The organism is Harryflintia acetispora (assembly GCA_004340125.1).
GTDB classification, from domain to species: domain Bacteria; phylum Bacillota; class Clostridia; order Oscillospirales; family Ruminococcaceae; genus Harryflintia; species Harryflintia acetispora.
In genome coordinates this window covers 14,947-37,080 of sequence record SLUK01000001.1, presented here as the reverse complement: position 1 = coordinate 37,080, position 22,134 = coordinate 14,947, and the positions used below count along the sequence as shown (strand labels likewise).

The following is a 22,134-nucleotide window of genomic DNA, read 5'->3' as shown; positions in this document are numbered from 1 at the left end:
GTATCGTATCGATTCCCCTGCGTACAATGTCCGATTTTGTTGTTTTTAATGCCTTGGCGCATTCTTCCAATTTGACGAGCGAATCATCACCAAGCCGAACACGAAACATTGTATGTTTGGAATCAGGCGACACAGGACGTCCTGTCTTCTTTTGCGACCTACTCACCTCCTTCCTGTCGCTACGACAATTATATTCTAGTGGCGACAGGAAGTCAAGAGCTTTTTTAAAAACTTCCAGCGCGTGCAAAAAAATTTGCGCCCTCCACGAAAGTAGAGAGCGCGAATAGGTAGCGGCGCCTCGCCGCCGCGAATAGGTAGCGGCGCCTCGCCGCCGCGAATAGGTAGCGGCGCCTCGCCGCCGCGAATAGGCAGCGGCGCCTCGCCGCCGCGAATAGGCAGCGGCGCCTCGCCGCCGCGAATAGGCAGCGACGCCCCGCCGCCGCGAATAGGCAAGCGGCGCCCCGCCGCCGCGAATCGGGAGCGGCAGCCCGCCGCTTTTGGGGGAACCCCTTGATAGGGTTCCCCCACGCAAAAACCTCCCACTGGGAGCTTTTTGCTCCCCTTCCTGATCTTTAAGAGGATTTGTAGCCGCAAGTGCCAGCGACCCAGGAAAGGTCGCGGGCTCCGCCCGCACCCGCCAAGGAGGCGTCGCCCCCTTGGAACTCTTTTTTACGCTGCTTACATATTTAATAATCCCGCCAATGGGAGCAGGCGCTCAGCGAGGAAAACCATCGCCACTGCGCCCAGTGCAACGGTCAGCAATCCCTTTCCCCGTTGGGCCAGGAGCACTGCGGTAATCAGACCCGCCAGCGCGGAGAGCATGGAGGCGGTGGAGTATAGGATGTCTGGTAAAGTCATCGCCGCAAGCACCGCGTAGGGCACGTAGGAGAGAAACGAGATGACAAATCGGTTGCGGATCTTTTTACGAAAAATCGCCAGCGGCAGCATGCGCACCAGATAGGTTACACCCGCCATGATGGCGACGCAGACCAGCACTCTTGTGAGATTCATGAGGCGCCCTCCTCTCCCTCGGCGTCGTCCACCGGGTAGCGCAACGCCGCGAAGCCCGCGGCGATCAGGGCACAGATGATGATCACCCAGCCGGCGGAAAGGTTTCGCAGCAGCGGGGTGTAGCGGAACACGCAGCTGACTGCCGCTGCCAGCGCGACGGTGACGGCCACCGGGCGCAGCTTTCGCGCCGGAGGCACGATGATGGCGAGAAACATCCCATAGATGGCGATCCCCAGCGCGCTGCGCACCGAAGCGGGCAGAAAGCCGGTGGCGGTCGCGCCCAGCAGGGTGCCCGCCGCCCAGCCGAAATAGGGGGTCAGGATCAACCCGGTGAGGTATTGGGCGTTTACCTCCCCTTGCTGCTGCATGGCCACCGCGAAAATTTCGTCGGTGTTGCCGAAGGCCAGCACGCAGCGCTTCCAGGTGCTCATCCTGGGGTCGAGCTTCTGCGAGAGGGAGAGGGACATGAGCATATAGCGGATGTTGATCACAAAGGTGGTCACGGCGACTTCCAGATATAGACCGCCCGAAACGATCAGCGCAAGGCCTGCAAACTGCCCGGCCGAGGTCAGGTTGGTCATGGAGATCAGCAGCGCGACCCAGGCGGGCAGTCCGTTCTCGGTCGCCATCATGCCGAAGGTGAAGGAGACGGACAGGTATCCCAGGCAGATGGGCAGCCCGTCGTAAAGCCCCTTGCGCAGGGTGAGGAGCGAATTGCTGTTGGACATGGGTGTCGGCACCTCGCAATGTTGATACAATTCCTCCCGGCGAGCGCCGGGAGGTCATTCAAATATTATAGCGTGATAATCCATACAAAGCAAGCGCCCGGGCCCCCTTACAATTGGTCAATCTACGGATTGAAAGAAGGCGGGCGGTGTCGTATAATAAAACACGGACTGAAATTTATCGAGGAAAGGGCTGGTACCAATGAGCAAGCTGCTCAAACCCTATTTGTACGCCGACATGGACGGAACCCTGCTGACCGACACCAAGGATATCTCGGATGAGAATGTCGCCGCCATCAAGCGGTATATCGACGCGGGAGGGAAGTTCGCCGTCGCCACCGGGAGAAGTGAGCTCATCGCCAAGCCCCTGCTGAAGGGCGCTCCGCTCAACATGCCCTCCATCCTCTACAACGGCGCCGCCGTTTACGACTTCGAGGGGAAGAAATTCCTGCACCAGAACTGCCTTGACTACGACCTGGTCGAACGGCTGGGGAGGCTGGCGATCCGCGTCTGCCCGACCGCCTGCGTCGAGGTTTACTGCGAAGGGCCGATTCAACTGCTCAACCGCGACTGCGTGATCGACCACTACATCACCAACGAGAAGCAGGAGCACGTCTACCGCTCCTTCGAGGAGCGCAGCCGGGACTGCATGAAGCTGCTGGTCTACGGCGAGAATGCCCAGCTCAAAGAGGTTGAACGGGCCATCGCCGAGGAAATCGGCAGCGACGGGTTCTCCTGCGTCTTTTCCGCGCCCTATTACCTCGAAATCCTGCCGGCGGACATCTCCAAGGGGGACACCCTTAAGTGGATCGCGGACAACCTCGGTTACAAGCTGGAGGATATGGCGGTCATCGGGGACTTCTACAACGACCTGAGCATGATCCTGGAATCCGGCTTCGGCGTGGCCCCGGCCAACGCCCCGGATGACATCAAGGCCCAGGCCCAGCTGGTGGTGGCAGACAACAACCACAGCGCGCTGGCCGACCTGATCAACAACCATATGATCATCGAGGACTAGATATTAAAAAGGGCGTTCCGGCAAGCCGGAACGCCCTTTTTTGCTTGCGTGTCGCTTTTTTACAATTCCGGGTTCCCAATTTGGGGTATCCTAATGATAAAGGGGAGGCTGATCGCTTCCGGGAAAGGAATGGTAGAGATATGCTGTATCAGGGTGCGTTGTTCGCGGTGGAGGACATTCGCCGCGCACGTAAGTTTTATGAAGAGGTGCTGGGCCAGAAGGTAATGTTCGACTTTGGCACCAATCTGTCCTTCGAGCGGGGACTCACGTTTCAGGAGGGCTTTTGCGAGCTGGTGGGGCTCGACCCGGCCAGCCGGGTGGTCCGCTCCCACAACACCGAGATCTACTTCGAGGAGGACGAGATCGAAAAGATTTTTGAGAAGGTGAAGGCTTATCCCGGGATCGAGCTGCTGCACGGGTTGCAGGAATGTCCCTGGGGCCAGAGGACCTTCCGGTTTTATGACCTGGACAAACACATCGTCGAGATCGGCGAGAGCATGGAATTCGTCGTCAAGCGCTTTCTCAGGATGGGACTGAGCGTGGAGGAGACCTGCGCGCGCTCCCAATTCCCGCCCGAAATAGTGCGCCAGCTTAGCCTGCAGCTGGAAAACGAAAAGGATTAAGCACTCATGAAAAGAAGCGCCGGAGTTTCCGGCGCTTCTTTTTGCACATTAGATTTCGATCAGCTCGTAGTCCTGGGTGCCCAGACCGATCTGCTCGGCGTAGTCCAGCCCCACCTGCCAGTTGGTCTCGGGATGGGTGCAGCAGAAGCGGTCGTGCTCGTGCGGGCGTTCCCCCAAGTAGCTCCCCTCGATCACCGGCTGCTGGTTGCACAGGTCCACGCAGGCGCGGTCGAGCGCCACCGGGTCGAAGGAGGCGAGTATCCCCACGTCCGGGATGATCGGCAGGTCGTTGAGCTCATAGCAGTCGCAGAAGGGGGAAACGTCGATGACCAGGCTGACATGGAAGTTCGGACGGCCCTTGAGCACCGCGAGGGTGTATTCGGCGATCTTCTTGTTGAGAATGTCGTTGGTCTCGTCGTTCATCGGCTGTACCGCGTCGGCCGGGCAGACACCGATACACCTTCCGCAGCCCACGCACCTGTCGTGGTCGATCTGGGCCTTCTTCTGCGGGAAGGAGATGGCATCGTGCGCGCAGCTCTTTTTGCAGGCGCCGCAGGAGATGCAGAGCTCCCGGTCCACGAAGGGCTTTTCGGAGGAGTGCATCTCCATCTTGCCCGCGCGGGAGCCGCAGCCCATCCCGATATTTTTGAGCGCGCCGCCGAAACCGGTCGCCTCGTGGCCCTTAAAGTGGTTCAGCGAGATGAACACATCCGCGTCCATGATCGCCCGGCCGATCTTGGCCTCCTTGACATATTCGCCACTGATTGGCACCAACTCCTCGTCGGTTCCCTTGAGCCCGTCGGCAATGATGACGTGACAGCCGGTGGCAAAGGGGTTATAGCCGTTTTGATAGGCGGTGTCCATGTGGTCCAGCGCGTTCTTGCGCTGGCCGACGTAGAGGGTGTTGCAATCGGTGAGGAAGGGCTTTCCGCCATGCGCCTTGACAAGGTCCACCAGAACCCGGGAATAGTTCGGGCGCAGATAGGCAAGGTTGCCGATCTCGCCAAAATGGATTTTGATAGCGGTAAATTTGTTTTCAAAGTCGATCTGCTCGATCCCCGCCTCCTTGACGAGTTGCTCCAGCTTCTGCAGGAGATTGTGCCCTTCGCGGGTGCGAAGGTTGGTAAAATAGACCTTGGACTTCTTCATGATGTCCTCCTTTTTGACACTGGGATAGCGTTCAGCTGCATAACACAATTATACTATAACGGGCCAAAAAAAGGAAGAAGAATCTGTTTGTATCCTTATTGAAGATAGCGTGTGATTCTGCCAGATGGCCTTGAGAAGAACAAGCCGATATGATAGTATATAGTAAGGTTGCAAGTCACCTTAGGCGAAAATGAGATTATTGATACAATCTCCTCAAAAAGGTGGTGAAGGAAATGAAAAAAAGGGGTTCCATTGGCCTGATGATAGTGCTTATTTTTATGGGTCTTTTTGTTGGTGCAATCGGCGGAATTTTTCTGATGTATGAGGTGCAATTGCGCAAAAATGGTGTGGATATAGAGGGCCTTATTGTAGATTGGGAAGAATCTTATACTACCGCTGAAGATTCTATGGGACATCAGCAGCGGGAAACCAGCTATTATCCAGTGTTTTCTTTCAAATTTGATAACAGAGAAATGAGAAAGACATCCAATGTTGGAATGGATTACGAAACCTACAAACAATATGACATAGGTGATACAATGATGGTGCGCTGGTCTGCTGAGGCCGACTATTTGAGCTGGTCTTCCAGCATAGCTGGCATCATAATCCCATCTATTACATTAGGGGTTGGCATTTTGTGCATGGTTCTTGGCATCATATTTTGCCGGCCCCGGTTGTGACCCTTTAGAGCAGTATGCCTTCTTGGCACAATGCAATTCAAGCCGGAGAATCCCTACACTGAAAAAGTGTAGGGGTTCTTTCGCTTACGCCCGCTTGGGAAATCTCCGGCGAAAACGGCCCGTGAGCGCTTGTTCCCGGACAGGGATGCTGGTATAATACTGGTAACACGGTTGCGCCAGGCGCAGGGGAGGCTTTTCTATTGGACGATATGATGGGTACGGCATTGCCCAAATCCCTTTTTGTCAACCGGGAGCTCAGCTGGCTGGAATTCAACAAGCGGGTGCTGCTCGAGTCGCTCGACGACGCGGTCCCCCTCTTCGAGCGGCTGAAGTTCGAGGCGATCTATTTTTCCAACCTCGACGAATTTTTCATGGTGCGGGTCGGGTCGCTGACCGACCAGAGCCTGCTCGACGCGCAGAAGACGGACGACAAGACCGGGATGAACGCCGACGAGCAGATTGCAGCCATCATCGAGAAGGTGGCCTCCTTCGCGCCGCTGTGCGAGAGCGCCTATGGGGTGATCCGCCAGCAGCTCAAGGAGCTGGGGGTGGACCTGGTTGACGTGCACAGGATCAACCAGGTCGAGGAGCTGATCGCCCAGAAGTATTTTTTGGAGGACATCCTGCCCCTGCTCTCCCCGCAGATCATCGACCGGCACCACCCCTTCCCCTTTTTGAAGAGCAAGGAGCAATACGTCATCTCCCTGTTCGCCGCCAAGGATGAGGTGATCAAGCTGGGGATCGTCCCGGTCTCCCACCTGCCGCAGTATTTTGTGTTCAGCGTGGACAACCGCCAGAAGGTGGTCTTCACCGCCGACATCGTCTGCCACTTCGCGCAGAAGCTCTACTCGAAGTATGAGATCGTGGAGAAGAACATCCTGCGGGTCACCCGCAACGCCGACATCTCGGTCAACGAGGGGCTGTTCGACTACGACGTGGACTTCCGCGGGATCATGCAGGAGCTCTTAAAAAAGCGCCGGCGCCTCTCGATCGTGCGCGCCCAGCTGGCGCAGGCCCCCAGCGAGCGGCTGCGCCGGCATCTGTGCAAGCGGCTGGGGATCGCGTCCGACCACATCATGGTCAGCGGGATTCCGCTGGACTTCTCCTTCGGCTTCTCGCTGCCGGGGAACCTCAATCTCTCCCGCAAGGACCTGAGCTTTCGCGAGCTGCGCCCCTCGCTGCCGATCGATTTTTCCAAGCGGGACGCCATCAAATACTGTACCGAGCACGACGTGCTGCTCTCTTACCCCTTCCAGAGCATGAAGCCCTTCATCGACCTGCTCTACGCCGCGGCGGAGGACCCGACGGTGGTTTCGATCAAGATTTCCCTCTACCGCCTGGCTAACCGCAGCCGGATCGCCTCGGCGCTCTGCGCGGCGGCCGAGCGGGGCAAGGAGGTGCTCTGTGTGCTTGAGCTGCGCGCGCGCTTCGACGAGCAGAGCAACATCGACTACGCCAAGCTCCTCGAGGACGCCGGGTGCACCGTGATCTATGGGCTCAGCGACTACAAGGTGCACGCCAAGCTCTGTCTCATCACCCGCAAGGTGCACGGCAAGATCGTCCACCTGACCCAGATTGGCACCGGAAACTACAACGAAAAGACCGCCGAGCTGTACACCGACCTGTGCCTGATCACCTCGGACGAGACGGTCGGGCAGGACGCAAACGACATCTTCGGCGCCCTGTGCATGGGCGAGACGGTCGAGCGCACCCGCACCCTCTGGGCCGCGCCGAACTGCTACCTCGACAAGGTGCTCTGCGCCATCGACGAGGAGATCGCCATCCAGAAGGCGGGGGGCGAGGGCTACGTCGGGATCAAGGTCAATTCCCTCAACTGCATGGAGGTCATGGAGAAGCTCGTCGAGGCCTCAAGAGCCGGGGTGCAGATCGAGCTGTTCATCCGCGGGATCTGCTGCATCCGCCCGGGGGTGGAGGGCTACACCGACCTCCTGACAGTTCGCAGCGTGGTGGGCCGGTATCTCGAGCACTCGCGCATCTTCGTCTTCGGCAGGGGGTCCCGGCAGCAGATCTATATCGGGTCGGGCGACCTACTCAACCGCAACACCCACCGGCGGGTGGAGGTTTTTGCCGGGGTGCGCTCCCCCGACCTGCGCGCGCGGGTACTGGAAATCCTCGACGCGTTCCGGCGGGACAACGTCAAGGCCTGGGATATGCTCCCGGACGGGAGCTACGTCAAGCCCCCGCGCACAGGGGACGAGGCGGCGCTGGAGAGCCAGATATACCTGCAGGAGTACTTCGCCGCCCCCTTTGAGGAGGAGGGCCAGCCGCAGGCCTTCGGCGGCCGGCTGCGCGGCCTGCTCGACCGGCTGGGCGGCAGGGCGCGCAAGCGGTAGCGCTCCCGGTCTATTCAAAATAAAAGGGCTGGAACCCCGGGGGGGTTCCAGCCCTTATTTCTTATATAGCGGTTTACAGCCGGTTTTCCGCCGCGGCGATCACGGTATCCAGGGTCTTGAGCCGGGCGAGCTTCTTGTCCTGGGACTCCACGATGGTCCAGGGGGCGAAGTCGGTGGAGGTGTAGCGCAGCATGTCGTCCACCGCGATCTCGTACTGGTCCCACTTTTCGCGGTTGCGCCAGTCCTCGTCGGTGATCTTCCAGCGCTTCTCGGGGGTGTTCTCCCGGTCGTTGAAGCGGCGCAGCTGCTCGTCCTTGTCGATGTGGATCCAGAATTTTAAGAGGATCGCGCCCCGGTCGAAGAGCTCCTTTTCAAATTCGTTGATCTCCCGGTAAGCCCGGTGCCACTCTTCCGGCGTGCAGAAGCCCTCGATCCGCTCGACCATCAGCCGGCCGTACCAGCTGCGGTCGAAGATGGCGACGTGCCCGTCCTTGGGCACCCCCTCCCAGAACCGCCAGAGGTAGTGGTGACTGAGCTCGGTCGGGGTGGGCGCGGCGATGGGGACCACCTCGTAGCCGCGCGGGTCGAGCGCCGCGGCCAGGCGCTTGATGTTCCCGCCCTTGCCGGCGGCGTCCCAGCCTTCGTAGACGATGACCACCGGGACTTTCTGTAAGTAGAGGCGGTTGTGGATGGCGCGCAGGTGCTCCTGCTTTTCCTTCAGCAGCTCCTTGTAGTTTTCCGGCGCCGTCTTGTCGAGGCTGACCTCGCGCAGACTGGGGATTTTCACCAGCGAGAAGGGGCCGGGGTCGATCTTTCCGTCCTGCTTGGGCGCGGCCGCCTTCCTCTCCTCCCCCTCGGCCAGCGCCTGGCGGATCGAGTCCACCATGATGTGGTAGACCTCGCTCAGCGCGCTGCGCCGGTCGGTGCAGCCGATGAGGTGCCAGGGGGCGCACTCGGTGTCGGTGGCCTCGAGCATCTCGTCGAAAACCTTATAATATTCCTCGTATTTTTCGTTGCGCTCCCAGTCCTGCCTGGTGGCGCGCCACTGGGTCTCCTTGGACTCGGAGAGCTTTTTGAGCCGCTTTTTCTGCTCCTTCTGCGAGATGTGCAGAAAGAACTTGATCACCAGGTATCCGTCGTCGGTCAGCTGCCGCTCAAAGCGGTTGACGCTCTCCAGCCGCCGCTTGGCCTGCGCCTCGCTGAGGTTCCCCTCGATCCTCTCGATCGAGGTTTCGGGATACCAGCTGCGGTCGAACACCGCGATCCGCCCGCGCTCGGGGATCCTGCACCAGTGCCGCCACAGCCAGGGGCGGCGCCGCTCCTCGGCGGTGGGGGAGACGGTGGAAAACACCTTATAGCTGCGCGGGTCCAGCGTGAGAATCATGTCCGATATGAGGCTGCCCTTCCCCGCGGCGCCCCATCCCTCGAACAGGACGATCACCGGGAGGCCCTTGTCCTTGAGGGTGTGCTGCAGCAGGGCGAGCTCCCGTTTGAGCACGTCGGTGTCCATGCGGTATTCCACCTTCGTCATCTTTCGTTGCAGGTCCACATGTTCGAGCATTGTTATGACCATTCCTTTCCTGGGAGCCGCGCCGGCTTCGGCTTTGCCGAAATGGCGGTTGTCAGACCGCCAAGGTGCAAAACTCCTCCTGATCGGGGGCAAAGGCCCTTTTCCTTTATTTTACACCTTTCGCCCCGGTTTGAACAGCTACCGGGTTCCACAATTATTGTTGGGATTTCCCGTCACTTTGTCCCGCTGCCCGGAGGGGACTCCCATTCCCCGGGCGGGACCTCCTTCTTTTGCAGCCGCTCATAGACCGTCCTGCGCAGCAGCGCGTAGAGCACCGAGCACAGCGGGATGAAGAGCAACATCCCCGCGATCCCCATGGTGCTGCCGCCGATGGTCACCGCCACCAGCACCCAGATCGAGGGCAGCCCGACCGAGCCGCCCACCACCTTGGGATAGATGAGGTTCCCCTCGATCTGCTGGAGTACCAAGAAGAGAATGACGAACCAGAGCGCGCGCATGGGGTCGATGATCAAAATCATGAACGCGCCCACCGCGCAGCCGATGAAGGCCCCGAAGAGGGGGATCAGCGCGGTAAAGCCCACCAGCACGCTGATCATCAGCGCATAGGGGAAGCGCAGCACGCTCATTGCGATGAAGAAGAGGCAGCCCAAAATCACCGCCTCAAGGCACTGCCCCGAGAGGAAGCTGGCGAAGGTGCGGCTCGAGAGCGCCGCGATCGAAAGGGCCTGGCCGGCGCGCTCCTGCGGCAGGAAGGCGTAGAGCAGCTTTTTGCACTGCGCGCCCAGCTTTTCCTTTTGCAGCAGGATATAGACCGAGAAGACGGCCGCCAATACGGCGGTGAGCAGCCCGCCCAGGATGGACATCGCCGCGCCCATCACCGAGCCGAGCAGGGTGCCCGCCCCGTTTTGCAGGAAATCCCAGGTGCTTTTGACGATTCCCGACCAGTCCAGCTCGAGCGACGAGAGCCAGGAGGAAATCAGGGGGACCTGGTCGGAATACTGCTGCAGGAGCTGTGTCGCCCGCTCGATGAAGGGTGGGATATTCGCCGCGAGCATGCCGAGGCTGCGCCCCACCTCGGGCAGGATGAGGAAGAGCACCACCGCGATGACGCCCAGCACCAGCAGGATGGTGAGTACCAGGCTCAGCGGCCGGCGCAGCTTGTAGGCGATCCGGCCGGGGCGCGATTTGGATTTTTCATACCGCGCAAAGAGCGCCCGTTCGAGGGCGCGCATCGGCACGTTGAGGATGAAGGCCACGCATCCGCCGATGAGGAAGGGCATGACCAGCCCCAGCAGCACCCCGAGAAAGGCGCCGAGGTCGTCGAGGTTTTGCAGCCCCCAGTAGAGCCCCACTCCGAAGGCCACCAACAGCAGCAGCCGCTGAAAGGTCTGTTTGTCCAGTTGCATATCGTCTCCTTATTGGTCCAGCCAGTCGAGGAAGCGCTGGATCTGCGCCTCCCATACGTCCCAGTCGTGCCGCCCGCCCGGCACCTTGCACCAGGTGAGGGGGTAGGAGCGCTCCAGCAAAAAGGAGCGCATCTTGAGGTTCATCGAGTAGCAGGCCTCGTCCGCGTCCCCGCAGGACAGGTAGGCGCGCGGGAGTTTATTCCCGGACGCCATCGCCCGCCCGGTCAGCGCGAAGAGGTCGTTTTCGCTCCCGGCGATGGGCTTCCCGCCAAAGACGTCCTGTGCCTGGCGCTCGAGCCCCTGCCCCTTTGCGGCGGCGGCCACCGCCTCGATGTCGAGCGCTCCCGAGAAGGAGCCGAAGGCGGCGTAGCGCTGCGGATAGGTCATCGCCGCCTTGAAGGCGCCGTAGCCGCCCATCGAAAGCCCGGCGATGTAGGTGTCCTCCCGCCGGGAGGACACCGGGAAGGAGGCGCCGATAAAGCGGGGGAGCTCCTCGGTGAGATAAGTAAACCACTGCGCGCCGTGCGCCATGTCAATGTAAAAGCCGTTCTCCCCGTGCGGCATGATGAGCGCGAGATTGTGGCGCTGGGCGTAGCGCTCGACGTTGGTCTTGCGCAGCCAGGCGCTTTCGTCCCCGTTCATCCCGTGCAGCAGGTAGAGCGCCCGGAGGGGCTCCCTTTTGGCGTAGAGCATATCGAGGCTTTGCGTCAGCGTTTCGCTGCTGCCCGGCGAGGGCAGGCAGACGTTGACCCGGGTGGGGGTCATCAGGATTTTGCTGAAAAAGTTGCATGTAAACAGTGACATAACGTCTCCTCATTTATCTTTGATCTCTCATGCCTATACTATACCAGCTTGGGCGGGCACTTGTAAACTCGCCCCAAAGAAATTGTGTCCCCACTGTGAAAAAGGGCGGCAGGCTGCCGCTCCCAATTCGCGCGGGAAACCGGTATGCGAGGCGGCAATTTCCAGCCCGCATTTGGTCGATCAGCATTTACAATACGGCACTTTACGCTGCGCACAAAAAAGCGCGGTGGAATTTCCACCGCGCTTTTCCGCAATCCGGACTTTGGAGTCCAAAGAGGGCAGTTGGGCGCATGCCCGCTCTGCGAGCGGCGCGCCTCTCGGACCTGAAAAAAATTTTCATTCCGAAAAGCTCTGCCGCTTCCCCGGACGTCTTTTAAGACGTCGGGCCCCTCTCTTCAAAAAAGATTGGGATTCTCAAGGGTTTACAACCCTTGAGCGGGTGCGGGCGGAGCCCGCGGTCTTTTCCGGGGTACTGACACCCGCGGCCGCAAATCCTCCCAAAGATCAGGAAGGGGAGCAAAAAGCTCCCTGTGGGAGGTTTTTGCGTGGGGAAACCCTATCAAGGGGTTTCCCCGGCCTGCCGTCAGAGCGCGGCGAGGATTTCTTTGGTAGCCTGTAAAAAGTGCTCCATCTGCTCCCGGCTGCCGATCGAGATGCGCACGTAGCCATCGATCCTCGGCTGGGGGTAGTAGCGGATGAGGATCCCCCGCTCGCGCAATTTTTTGGCGTACTCCGGCGCGCTGATCCCCTTGGGGGAGGCGAGCAGGAAGCTGGTGTGCGAGTCGGTCAGGGTGAACCCGAGCGCACGCAGCTCCTCTTTGAGCCAGTCGCGGGTCTCCATCACAGCGCCCACGCACCGGCGCATATACGCCTGGTCCCGCAGCGCGGCGGCCCCCGCCGCATGAGAGAGGGTGGAAATGCTGTCTGGGTTGAAGGAATCCTTGAGCGCGTTAAGGTCTTTGATCACCGCTTCGCTGCCCACCGCGAAGCCGACGCGCGCGCCCGCCAGGGAATATGCCTTGGAGAGGGTGTGCACCACCAGAAGGTTGTCATATTGCACGGTGAGGGGGATGCAGCTCTCGTTGCCGTAATCGACGTAGGCCTCGTCGATCAGCACCAGGCGGTCGCGATCCTGCGCGAGCAGCCGCTCAATCTGCTCCAGGGTCAGCGTCAGGCCGGTGGGGGCGTTGGGATTGGGGATAAAGACGCAGCCCCTGCGCCCCCGGTAGTCTTCGACCGCGAGCTGAAAGTCCTCGCGTAGCGGCACCTCGTGAAAGGGAACGCCGAAGGTGCGGCAGCAAACCTTATAAAAGTTGTAGGTCACGTCCGGGAAGCAGACGGGGCACCCCCTGCCGCCGAAGGCCTGGATGGCGTAACCGAGGATCACATCCGACCCCGCGTCGCAAAAGATCTTTTCCATCGGCAGACCGTAGAGCCTTGCGACCTCCCGGCGGATTTCGGTGCAGGCCGGATCGGGGTAGAGGCGCTGGGCGCGCTGGAGCTCCCCGGTGACCGAGGCGAGCACCAGGGGCGAGGGCGGGAAAGGGGATTCGTTGGCGTTGAGCTTGATGTACTCCCGGTTCTTGGGCTGCTCGCCGAGCTGGTAGCCCTCCATCCCCTGAAAGCGGTCGATTAAAAATCTGCTCACGGTTCATCAATCCTTTCTATCGGCTGTTTTGCGGGCGGCCAGGTTAGCGGAGGAGCCTTCATAGTCGAAAGTTTGCCCCTCTCCCGCGTTATCATACACGGCGCGTTTGCGATCCATCCCGCCCCTTCAAAAAAATAAAGGAGCACGCCGGAAAGCCTGCGCTTTCCCTGCGTGCCCCTTTGCACTTCCTTCATTTTAATCATGCGCCGCCCTTTTGTCAAGGCGGCGCTCCGGCATTGTGCGAAGCTCTCCGGTGTGCTAAGATGGAAGATAGGAAAATCATAATAAGGGGGAGGGCAACTGTGAGCACGGAGGAGTATTTAAACAAGGTCACCATCGGCGGCGCCACGGTGCACAACGGGCAGATCAGCCTGTGCGAGTACGACAAGAGCTGGCCCGCCGGGTTCGGGCGCGAGGAGGAGAAAATTCGCGGCGCGCTGGGCCCGCGTGCGCTTGCTGTCGAACATGTGGGGTCCACGTCGGTGCCGGGACTGTGCGCGAAGCCGATCCTGGATATCCTGCTGCTGGTCGAAAACGCGGCCAGGGAGGAGGACTATGCCGGCTTGCTCGAGCGCGCGGGCTACATCTTCCGGATCCGGGAGCCGGACTGGTACGGGCATAGGATGTTTAAGGGCACAAATCCTCCGGTCAACCTGCATGTGTTTTCGCTCGGCTGCGAGGAGGCGGAGCGTATGCTCGCCTTTCGCGACTGGCTGCGAAGCCACCCTGCCGACCGGGACCTCTACGCGCGCACCAAGCGGGAGCTTGCCCAAAAAACCTGGAAATACGTACAGGACTATGCCGACGCCAAGACAAAAGTGGTGGCAGAAATCATCGCCCGCATGAACGCCCGGAAGGCTTAAGGGGCCGCCGGGAGGACGGTAAGCCCATGGGCCCCGACTCCGGGAAGAAAGGAGCCAGACAATGCTGATCGCAGATTTACATATCCACTCCCACTACGCGCGGGCCACCAGCCGGGACTGTGCGCCCGAGGCGCTGGATCGCCACGCGCGGCGCAAGGGGATCCACCTTTTGGGCACCGGGGACTTCACCCACCCGGGCTGGCGGGCGGAGCTTTACGAAAAACTGCGCCCCGCCGAGGAGGGGCTCTATACCCTGAGGGAGGAATACCGCCTGCCGGCCGGGGTCGCGGGCGAGGGGGAGGAGCCGCGCTTCGTCGTCAGCGGGGAGATCAGCTCGATCTATAAGCAGGGCGGGCGGGTGCGCAAGGTCCATAACCTCATCCTGCTCCCCTCGCTGGAAGCAGCCGCGTCCCTCTCGCACAGGCTGGAGGCGATCGGCAACCTGCATTCGGACGGGCGGCCGATCCTGGGGCTGAGCAGCCAGGACTTGTTGGAAATCACGCTGGACGTCTGCCCCGAGGCAGTCTTTATCCCGGCGCACATCTGGACGCCGCACTTCTCCCTCTTTGGGGCCTATTCGGGGTTTGACACCATCGAGGAATGCTTCGGGGACCTGACAGGAGAAATCCATGCGCTCGAGACGGGGCTCAGTTCCGACCCGCCGATGAACTGGAGGCTGAGTGCTTTGGACCGTTACCTGCTCGTCTCCAATTCGGACGCCCACTCTCCGCAAAAGCTCGGGCGGGAATGCAACCTCCTCACCTGCCCTATGAGCTACCCCGCGCTGCGGCAAGCGATCGGCGGCGAGCGGCACGAGGGCTTTTACGGCACCATCGAATTTTTCCCCGAGGAGGGGAAGTACCATTACGACGGGCACCGCAAATGCGGCGTCTGCCTGCGCCCGGCCGAGACCGGCGAGCAGGGCGGGCGCTGCCCGGTCTGCGGCAGCAGGATCACGGTGGGGGTGCTCCACCGGGTCGAGGAGCTGGCGGACCGGCCCGAGGGGTACCGTCCCGCCGCAGCCAAGCCCTTCGAGAGCCTGGTGCCGCTGCCCGAGGTGATCGCGGCCTCCACCGGCCTTGGCAGCGGCAGCGTGCGGGTGCAAAAGCAATATGACTACCTGCTGCGCCAGCTCGGGCCGGAGTTTCAGATCCTGAGGGAGACGCCGATCGGGGAGATCGAGCGGTGCGCGGGCGGCTATGTCGCCGAGGGGGTGCGCCGCCTGCGCGCGGGGCAAGTCGAGGTGCGGCCCGGCTACGACGGGGAGTACGGACGGGTACAGATCCTCAGCGAGCACGAGCGCGGCCTGCTCACCGGCCAGCTCTTCTTTTTCGGGGAGGAGGCCGCCGCGCCCCCAAAGAAACGGGAGCACACGCCGGAGCCGCGCCCGGCGGCAAAGGAAGCGGCAGCCAGGGAAGCGCCGGGGCCCGAGGGGCTCAGCGCCGAGCAGCATGAGGCGGCCGCGAGCGCCGCTCCCGCGGTGGCAGTGATCGCGGGGCCCGGAACCGGGAAGACGCGCACCCTCGTCGGGCGGGTGGCTGAGCTGATCGGGCAGCGGGGGGCGAAGCCCTCTGAGATCACCGCCGTCACCTTTACCAACAAGGCGGCCGGGGAGATGCGGCAGCGGCTGCAAAAGACGCTCGGGAAGCGGGCGGCGAATGCCTTGCAGATCGGCACCTTCCATTCCATCTCGCTCGGGCTGATCCCACAGACTGAGCGCCCGGCGGTGGTGGACGAATACGGCGCGCTCGGCCTCGTGGAGGACATTTTAAGGGTGCGTGGGATCAAGGGGAAGGCCCGCGACCTGCTCGACGCCATCTCGCGGCGCAAAAACGGCCTTCCGGAAAAGCATGCCCTGCCGGACGGAGTTTTTGAGGACTACTGTGCCGCGCTCGCGCAGTACGGCGCGATGGATTACGACGACATCCTGCTGCGCGCGCTGGCCCTCTTCGGGGACGAGCGGCAGGCGAAGAAGCTGCACAGCCGGTTTACCCATCTGCTGATCGACGAGTTCCAGGACATCAGCGACACCCAGTACCGGCTGATCGAGTGCTGGGGGCAGAAATCGAAGAGCATTTTTGCCATCGGGGACCCGGATCAGTCGATCTACGGCTTCCGCGGCTCCTCGGCGCGCTGCTTCGAGCGTTTTTTGCAGGAGCGCCCCGGCGCGCTCACCGTGCGGCTGCGCCAAAACTACCGCTCGACCCCTGAGATTCTCGGCGCGGCACTGCCGCTCATCGAGGCGGACGGCCCGCCCCGCGGGCTTTGGCCGCAGCGCCAGAGCGGGGAGCAAGTGCGCATTTTAAAGGCCGAGGATCCCTATTCCGAGGCGATCTTTATCGCCAAGGAGATCGGCCGGATGGTCGGCGGCGTGGACATGCTCGAGGCGCACGGCGCCAAGGAGGGACAGAGCCGGGAGAACCTCAGTTTTTCGGACATCGGGGTGCTCTACCGCACCCATCGCCAGGCCGCTTTGATCGAGGAATGCCTGCAAAAGGAGGGGATTCCCTATGTCGTCGCGGGGCGGGACGGACTGCTCGCCGAGCAGCCGGTGCGCCGGGTGCTGGACTTTTTGCGCTACCTTTGGGAACCGCACGACCTGCTGTCCCTGCGCGGCTGGCTGCGTGCCGAGAGCATGGGCGCCGACGGGATTATCGGGCGCTACCGCATGGGCGAGCAAACCCCCGAGCGCCTGGCGCTCCTGCTGCAGGGCGAGGAGGAGGGGGGCGCCCTGGCGGAGCTGATCGCCCGCTTCGCCCCCCTGATCGGAAAGGGCCGCCCGGACGCGCTGCTCGAGCTGTGGTGCCGCAGCCGGGAAATCTTTGATCCCGCGCTCGAGCGGCTGCAGAACACGGCGGTGCTCTACGAGACGCTGGAAGATTTCCTTTTAAACCTCGCGCTTGGGCGGGAGAGCGACGTGGTGCGCAGCGGCGGCCGGGCCTATGCCCCGGACGCGGTGCATCTTTCCACCCTGCACGGGGCCAAGGGCTTGGAATTCCCGGTGGTCTTCCTGTGCGGAGCGCAGAAGGACCTGCTGCCCTTAAAAGGGAAGGACTGCGATATGGCGGAGGAGCGCCGGCTCTTCTATGTGGGGCTGACCCGGGCGAAGGACGAGCTGCTCGTCCTCTACAGCGGCGAGCCGTCCGAATTTTTACCCCGCCTGCCCGACGGGCCCTGCGTGCGGGGGAAAGCCGAGGTGCGCCGCCGCGCGCTGGAGCTCGGGCGGCAGATGAGCCTGTTTTAGAGCATAATACCCCGCCGGCGGGCACAGGATAAAACGGGGAGGTGATCCGCATGCAGCTGCCAAAGGATCCGGTGATCCTGCTGGGGGTGATCAACACCAGGCTGCGGGATTATTATCCAAATCTCGGCGCGCTGTGCGAGGAGTGCGGCATTGACGAGGGCCGCCTGCGCGACACCCTGCGCGGGATCGGTTATGAATACGACGGGCGCACCAACCAGTTTAAATAGCCCGATAAAAGCCGTGGCCGCCCCTCCCAAAGGGAGGGGCGGCCACGGCTTTTCGCTGGGTCTGGCGGGCCCGGCGAAGGATCAGGCGCGCCCGCTCAATATTTTCTCGATCAGGGCGTCGTCGAGCGTTTGAATGGGGGCGAAGGGGGCGGGCTCATCCCCGTGTTCGCCGATGGATTTTTCAAACCAGGACACGTCGTGCCACCCGCCGCACTTGTAGCCGGCATTGTGATACGTCCCCAGCCTTGCAAAGCCGAGGGCTTCGTGCAGCCGTTCGCTCTTTTCGTTGGGGGAGGTGACCCCGCCGTAAACATTTTTCACATTTTGCAGCCGGAGGATTCCAATCAGGATTTCGTACAGCCGCCTGCCGATCCCGCGCCCGTGGAATCCCCGGTCGAGGTAGACGGACAGCTCCGCGTTCCACTGGTACGCCGCCCGCTCCATGTGCCGGTGGGCGTAGGCGTAGCCGATCACCCTCTGCCCGGACCGGCAGACGACGTAGGGATATTCGGCAAAAATATCCGCTACCCGCCTTTGAAACTCCGCCAGGGAGGGCGGCTCGTATTCAAAGGTGATCGCCGTGTCCCGCACATACGGCGCATAGATGGACAGGATTTCCGGGACGTCCTCGCTCCTTACCAGGCGGAAGGTGCAGTCGTTCATTACAGGAAGCCTCCTTCGGTGGTGATCCGGCGGGGAAAGCTACCGGCCGCCGATCATGACGCCCACGTTTCCATGCGCCGCTATGCGGATCAATCCGCAGACAATTAAATGAAGGGGATAATATGCGTAGAAAAACCATTTCATCCCCTTCCAGCTGCCGCGTTCTCCATGATACATGCCCAGCAGGGGGATCGTCAGCGCCGTGAACAGCTGAATCGCGCCATAGAGCGGGTTGATGAAAACGGCATAGACCACGGCATAGACCGCTACCCAGCTCATCATGCCCAGCATCTGCCTTTTAAAATTCCCACGGTTTGTTCCAATTTCCAGAATTGCCAGTACGGCGATACAGCTCCAGTCCGAGCAGAAGGTGATCACCGCGATGATCAGAATCAAAAGGGTTTTTTGCCACTTTTTCAGCTTGCCGCTGTCATTGATGATGAGGGCGATCAGGCCCCAGAACAAAGGCCAGATCACGCTTGTCTGATTGAATATGGAGGTTTGAAACGGGATGAACGGGATGCCGAAGGCGAAATTGTAGGCAAAATGCCCCACAACCGCGAAGGCGAGCAATCGCGCCGCGTATTTTCTTTGGTCGTGCGTGTAATGGTAGCCTTCGGCGACAAAAAACCAAAAGATGGGCGCCGCCATTCTGCCGATGATGTGCAGCAGGACGATCCACCAGTTTGCCGGATAGCCCGGATATAAGATGCTTATGACGTGATCGGCGGTCATGGCAATCATGGCGACGGCCTTGAGCTCGTTCCCGGTCAGCGTTTTCTTATTCATGCGCCGGCCCCTGCTTCGCTATGCGCCGGCGCAGCCAGCCCCCCTGCAGGTAGTAGGCGATGAAGAGCAGGGAGGTGATCGCCCAGGTGATGGGATAGCTGGCCACCACCGTGCTCAGCTCCCTTCTGAAGGGGAGCACGCAGAAGATCCAGACCACCCGCATGACGCAGATGCCCGTACAGGTCATCAGCATGGGGATCAGCGAGTCGCCGGTCCCGCGGATGGCGCCCGAAAGCACCTCGATGCACACGTAGGTGAAGTAGAAGGGCACCTGGATCCACATGATCTCCATCCCGATGCGTAGCACCTCGCTGTCGGCGGTGAACATCATCAGCAGGAAGCGGGAGAGCAGGCACATCAGCACGCTCATCAGCGCGGTGGTGCCGAACGACATCCCCAGGCACACCCGCACGCTGCGCTTGATTCTATCATACTTGCGCGCGCCGAAATTCTGCCCCACGAAGGTGGTGATCGAGATCCCGAAGGCGCCGCTGATCATCCAGTACAGGCTGTCCACCTTGCCGAAGGCGGCCCAGGCGGCGACGGTGCTGGTGCCGAAGGAGTTGATGCAAAACTGGATGAGGATGTTCGAAATGGCGTACATATCGGACTGGATCCCCGCGGGCAGCCCGACGCTCAGGACATGCCGCAGCACGGGGCCGGTAAAGCGGATCTGCTTGATAAACAGATGGAAGGACTGGGTGGAGGTGAGCAGCGCGAAGACCACCAGTACGGCGCTCACAATCTGCGAGATCAGGGTGGCGATCGCCACCCCCAGCACCCCCAGACGCAGGAAGACGACGAAGACGACGTCCAAAACGATGTTGCACAGGCAGGCCACGATCAAAAAGTAGAGCGGGCGCTTGGTGTCGCCCACCGCGCGCAGGATCCCCGAGCCGACGTTGTAGATGAACGAGGCGATGATCCCCAAAAAGTAGACCCGGATGTAGGTGAGCGACCCCTCCAGCGTGTCGGCGGGAGTGCCCATGGCGCCGAGCGCCGCCGGGGCGATCGCGATCCCGAGCACCGTCAGACCCGCGCCGCCCACGATGGCCAGCGCGAAGGAGGTATGTACCGCCTGCGAGACCGCCTCGTGGTTCTGCGCGCCGAAGTGCTGGGCCACCACCACCGTGGTGCCCGAGGAGATCCCGACGAAGAGGTTGACCAGGAGGTTGATCAGCACGCTGGTGCTGCCGCCGACCGCGGCCAGCGCCTCGGTGCCCACAAAGCGGCCGACAATGACGGCGTCCACCGTGTTGTAGAGCTGTTGGAAGAAGGTGCCGAACAGGATGGGGAAAAAGAAGATGAGCAGCTGTTTCCAGATGACGCCCTCGGTGATCCCATTCTCCTCCTGCACGAAGAAGCGGCGCATGGACGGGCCTCCTTTATAAGCGGATTTTTCAGTGCCAAAACAGGCCTGTAAATGTACATTGTACGCGGTTTTAAAGGGGATGTCAACCGGGGGTTTGGACGGCATTTTGCCCGGCTTTCCGGAGGGGGAATCCGCTCGCGGCACACGCCTGCACGCAGAGAACGGATTTTTTATATAAGAGGTCCGTTTTCTTGCTTGCCCCGTTTCGGCGACTTTCCTATAATTGAAACATCGGGGCGGATGGATTTGTGAATTTTGATGATCCGCCCCGCGAAGGACACCCCCGAACGGCCGGGGGTCAACGCAGCGACAGTTTTTTGAGGAGTGAAAAGCGGTATGAAAAAACGGATACTGGCATTTCTTCTGACGGCGGTCATGGCGGCGAGCGCTTTTGCGGGCTGCTCGAGCAAGGGCGAGAGCGCCCCCGAGGGCGGACAGGCGGGCTCCTCCGGGGCGGCGGGCGCCGGGGGCGAGGCGGCCGAGGAGCCGTATGATCTGACCTTCATGTACATCGTGGGCGGGGACTATCCCGACCAGGCCGAGGTCGAGCAGGCGATGAAGGACCTGGCGCTCGCCGAGGTGAACGTCAACCTGAACATCGTCACCGTGCCCTCGAGCTATGAAAACCAGCTGATGCTCATGCTCTCCTCCAACGAGGCGCTGGACGTCTGCCCGCTCGGCGTGCAGTCGAACGTCGTCTCCTACGTGGCCAACGGATATCTCGAGGACCTGGGCCCCCTGCTGGATAAGTATGCCAAAAACATCAAGGAGGTCTACGGGGACGAGATGAAGATCGCCAGCATGGGCGACTTCGTCTACGCCATCCCGATGAACAAGGAGCGCGACTACGCGGGCGGCATCATCATGCGCAAGGACATCCTCGACGGCGCCGGCGTGGACGTGGGGGAGAACGCCGAAAAGCTCAAAACCCTCTCCGACCTGACGCCGGTCTTCGCGGCGGTGCATGAAAAATATCCCGACATGACCGTCTTCGGCGGCGACTACGCCTACACCCCGGCGTCGATCCACTACGGGCGCTCGATCGACAACCTGGGCAGCGAGTTCGGCGTGCTGCTCGACCCGGTCAACGACTCCACCGTCTCCAACTGGTACGAGTCGGACAAATACCGTGAGCGCGTTGAGCTCATGCGCGAGTGGTACCTGGCCGGCTATGTGCAGAAGGACCTGGCCACCTCGACCGACAGCGGCACCACCCAGATGCGCGCGGGCAACCTGTTCTGCGACTTCGACCTGGTCAAACCCTACCGCGACGTCGAGGCCGAGCAGGCCACCGGCTTCGAGTGCGTGGTCTTCAACATCGACGAGCCGATCAAGAACATGGGCACCGTGCTCGACGGCTGGAGCATTGCCCACAACTCCAAGGACCCCGAGCGCGCCATGCAGTTCCTGGATTGGGTCTATGGCAGCGCCGAGTTCAACAACCTGATGAACTGGGGGATCGAGGGCAAGCATTTCGTCTACACCAATAAGGCGGAGAACAACCTCATCGCCTTCCCCGAGGGGATCAACATGGACACCGTCGGCTACCATCAGAACCGCGGTTGGGAAATCCCCAACCAGTTCCTGGCGGGAATCTGGGAGGGCAACCCGGCCGACCTGTGGGACGTGATGACCGAATACAACAGCACGATGAAGAAGTCCCTGGCCTATGGGTTCCTCTTCAACGGCGTCGAGTTCGAGACCGAGCTGGCCACCCTCAATTCGGTGCGTGAGAAGTATGTCTACGCGCTCGGCAGCGGGTCGGTCGACCCGGCAACCGAGCTGCCCAAGTTCAACGAGGAGCTCTATGCGGCAGGGCTTGAGAAGATCATGCAGGCCAAGCAGGAGCAGCTCGACGCGTGGCTGGCGAAAAAACAGGGCTAAAGCCTATACGTTTAAAAATGTGGAGCCCGATGCGCTCTCAAGGGAAAGCTGCAGGTAGTCTGCAGCTTTCTCCTTGAGAGCGCCGAAGAGGGCCGGTATCCGGGCCCCAGGGCCGGGAAAGGCGCCTTGCGGCGACGCGCGCG

The 22,134-nt window shown here is 61.3% G+C and carries 18 protein-coding genes; 8 read left to right on the top strand and 10 right to left on the bottom strand.

Going from position 1 to position 22,134, the window contains the following annotated elements; genetic code table 11:
- Positions 1–678: 678 nt before the first annotated feature.
- Together EDD78_RS00155 and EDD78_RS00150 are read right to left on the bottom strand one after the other, a co-directional pair.
- On the bottom strand, positions 679–1,011 hold the full coding sequence (locus EDD78_RS00155; RefSeq protein WP_079700166.1) for an AzlD domain-containing protein: 333 nt from the start codon (positions 1,009–1,011) through the stop codon (positions 679–681).
- Positions 1,008–1,739: an AzlC family ABC transporter permease gene (locus EDD78_RS00150; RefSeq protein WP_079700165.1), complete on the bottom strand. Its 732-nt coding sequence runs from the start codon at positions 1,737–1,739 to the stop codon at positions 1,008–1,010. Before EDD78_RS00150 ends, EDD78_RS00155 begins: the two co-directional genes overlap by 4 nt.
- 199 nt (positions 1,740–1,938) lie before the next feature.
- Here EDD78_RS00150 and EDD78_RS00145 point away from each other — a divergent pair, with 199 nt between their 5' ends.
- Positions 1,939–2,754 carry a Cof-type HAD-IIB family hydrolase gene (locus EDD78_RS00145; protein WP_079700164.1) on the top strand — a complete coding sequence of 272 codons (816 nt, stop codon included), beginning with the start codon at positions 1,939–1,941 and terminating at the stop codon, positions 2,752–2,754.
- Between the two features lie 140 nt (positions 2,755–2,894).
- The gene (locus EDD78_RS00140) at positions 2,895–3,377 is read left to right on the top strand and encodes a VOC family protein (RefSeq protein ID WP_132083349.1); all 483 of its coding nucleotides are present in this window, start codon (positions 2,895–2,897) and stop codon (positions 3,375–3,377) included.
- A 48-nt stretch (positions 3,378–3,425) separates the two neighbouring features.
- Here EDD78_RS00140 and EDD78_RS00135 read toward each other — a convergent pair whose 3' ends face one another.
- Positions 3,426–4,526 (bottom strand): DUF362 domain-containing protein, encoded by a 1,101-nt coding sequence (locus EDD78_RS00135; protein WP_079700162.1) that lies wholly within the window; start codon positions 4,524–4,526, stop codon positions 3,426–3,428.
- 233 nt (positions 4,527–4,759) lie between these two features.
- On the opposite strand from EDD78_RS00135, the gene EDD78_RS00130 reads away from it, so the two are divergent.
- Together EDD78_RS00130 and ppk1 are read left to right on the top strand one after the other, a co-directional pair.
- On the top strand, positions 4,760–5,206 hold the full coding sequence (locus tag EDD78_RS00130) for a DUF3592 domain-containing protein (protein WP_132083347.1): 447 nt from the start codon (positions 4,760–4,762) through the stop codon (positions 5,204–5,206).
- A gap of 209 nt (positions 5,207–5,415) precedes the next feature.
- Positions 5,416–7,560, top strand: coding sequence for a polyphosphate kinase 1 (gene ppk1, locus EDD78_RS00125; RefSeq protein ID WP_286170672.1), 2,145 nt, complete (start codon positions 5,416–5,418; stop codon positions 7,558–7,560).
- 73 nt (positions 7,561–7,633) lie between these two features.
- Here ppk1 and pap read toward each other — a convergent pair whose 3' ends face one another.
- From pap to hisC, 4 genes are all read right to left on the bottom strand, one after another.
- Positions 7,634–9,121 (bottom strand): polyphosphate:AMP phosphotransferase, encoded by a 1,488-nt coding sequence (pap, locus tag EDD78_RS00120; RefSeq protein WP_079700160.1) that lies wholly within the window; start codon positions 9,119–9,121, stop codon positions 7,634–7,636.
- Between the two features lie 182 nt (positions 9,122–9,303).
- Positions 9,304–10,497: an AI-2E family transporter gene (locus tag EDD78_RS00115; RefSeq protein ID WP_132083343.1), complete on the bottom strand. Its 1,194-nt coding sequence runs from the start codon at positions 10,495–10,497 to the stop codon at positions 9,304–9,306.
- A gap of 9 nt (positions 10,498–10,506) precedes the next feature.
- Positions 10,507–11,301, bottom strand: coding sequence for an alpha/beta hydrolase (locus EDD78_RS00110; RefSeq protein WP_132083341.1), 795 nt, complete (start codon positions 11,299–11,301; stop codon positions 10,507–10,509).
- 583 nt (positions 11,302–11,884) lie between these two features.
- A complete protein-coding gene (hisC, locus tag EDD78_RS00105) occupies positions 11,885–12,949 on the bottom strand; it encodes a histidinol-phosphate transaminase (RefSeq protein WP_286170644.1) in 1,065 nt (354 codons plus the stop codon).
- Between the two features lie 302 nt (positions 12,950–13,251).
- On the opposite strand from hisC, the gene EDD78_RS00100 reads away from it, so the two are divergent.
- From EDD78_RS00100 to EDD78_RS00090, 3 genes are all read left to right on the top strand, one after another.
- A complete protein-coding gene (locus EDD78_RS00100; RefSeq protein ID WP_242942205.1) occupies positions 13,252–13,812 on the top strand; it encodes a GrpB family protein in 561 nt (186 codons plus the stop codon).
- A 61-nt stretch (positions 13,813–13,873) separates the two neighbouring features.
- Positions 13,874–17,056 (top strand): UvrD-helicase domain-containing protein, encoded by a 3,183-nt coding sequence (locus tag EDD78_RS00095; protein ID WP_132083337.1) that lies wholly within the window; start codon positions 13,874–13,876, stop codon positions 17,054–17,056.
- 50 nt (positions 17,057–17,106) lie between these two features.
- Positions 17,107–17,283 carry a DUF4250 domain-containing protein gene (locus tag EDD78_RS00090; protein WP_079700153.1) on the top strand — a complete coding sequence of 59 codons (177 nt, stop codon included), beginning with the start codon at positions 17,107–17,109 and terminating at the stop codon, positions 17,281–17,283.
- An 81-nt stretch (positions 17,284–17,364) separates the two neighbouring features.
- Here the strand turns inward: EDD78_RS00090 and EDD78_RS00085 are convergent, their stop codons facing one another.
- Genes EDD78_RS00085 through EDD78_RS00075 form a run of 3 tightly spaced genes read right to left on the bottom strand, consistent with a single transcriptional unit; the run spans position 17,365 to position 20,107 of the window.
- Complete coding sequence (locus EDD78_RS00085; protein ID WP_132083335.1) at positions 17,365–17,946, bottom strand: GNAT family N-acetyltransferase; 582 nt, start codon at positions 17,944–17,946, stop codon at positions 17,365–17,367.
- A 39-nt stretch (positions 17,947–17,985) separates the two neighbouring features.
- Positions 17,986–18,735, bottom strand: a complete 750-nt coding sequence (locus EDD78_RS00080; protein WP_132083333.1) for a TraX family protein — start codon at positions 18,733–18,735, stop codon at positions 17,986–17,988.
- The gene (locus tag EDD78_RS00075; RefSeq protein WP_079700150.1) at positions 18,728–20,107 is read right to left on the bottom strand and encodes an MATE family efflux transporter; all 1,380 of its coding nucleotides are present in this window, start codon (positions 20,105–20,107) and stop codon (positions 18,728–18,730) included. The genes EDD78_RS00080 and EDD78_RS00075 overlap by 8 nt, the downstream gene beginning before the upstream one ends.
- Before the next feature lie 336 nt (positions 20,108–20,443).
- On the opposite strand from EDD78_RS00075, the gene EDD78_RS00070 reads away from it, so the two are divergent.
- A complete protein-coding gene (locus tag EDD78_RS00070; RefSeq protein ID WP_132083331.1) occupies positions 20,444–21,991 on the top strand; it encodes an ABC transporter substrate-binding protein in 1,548 nt (515 codons plus the stop codon).
- Positions 21,992–22,134: the final 143 nt, after the last annotated feature.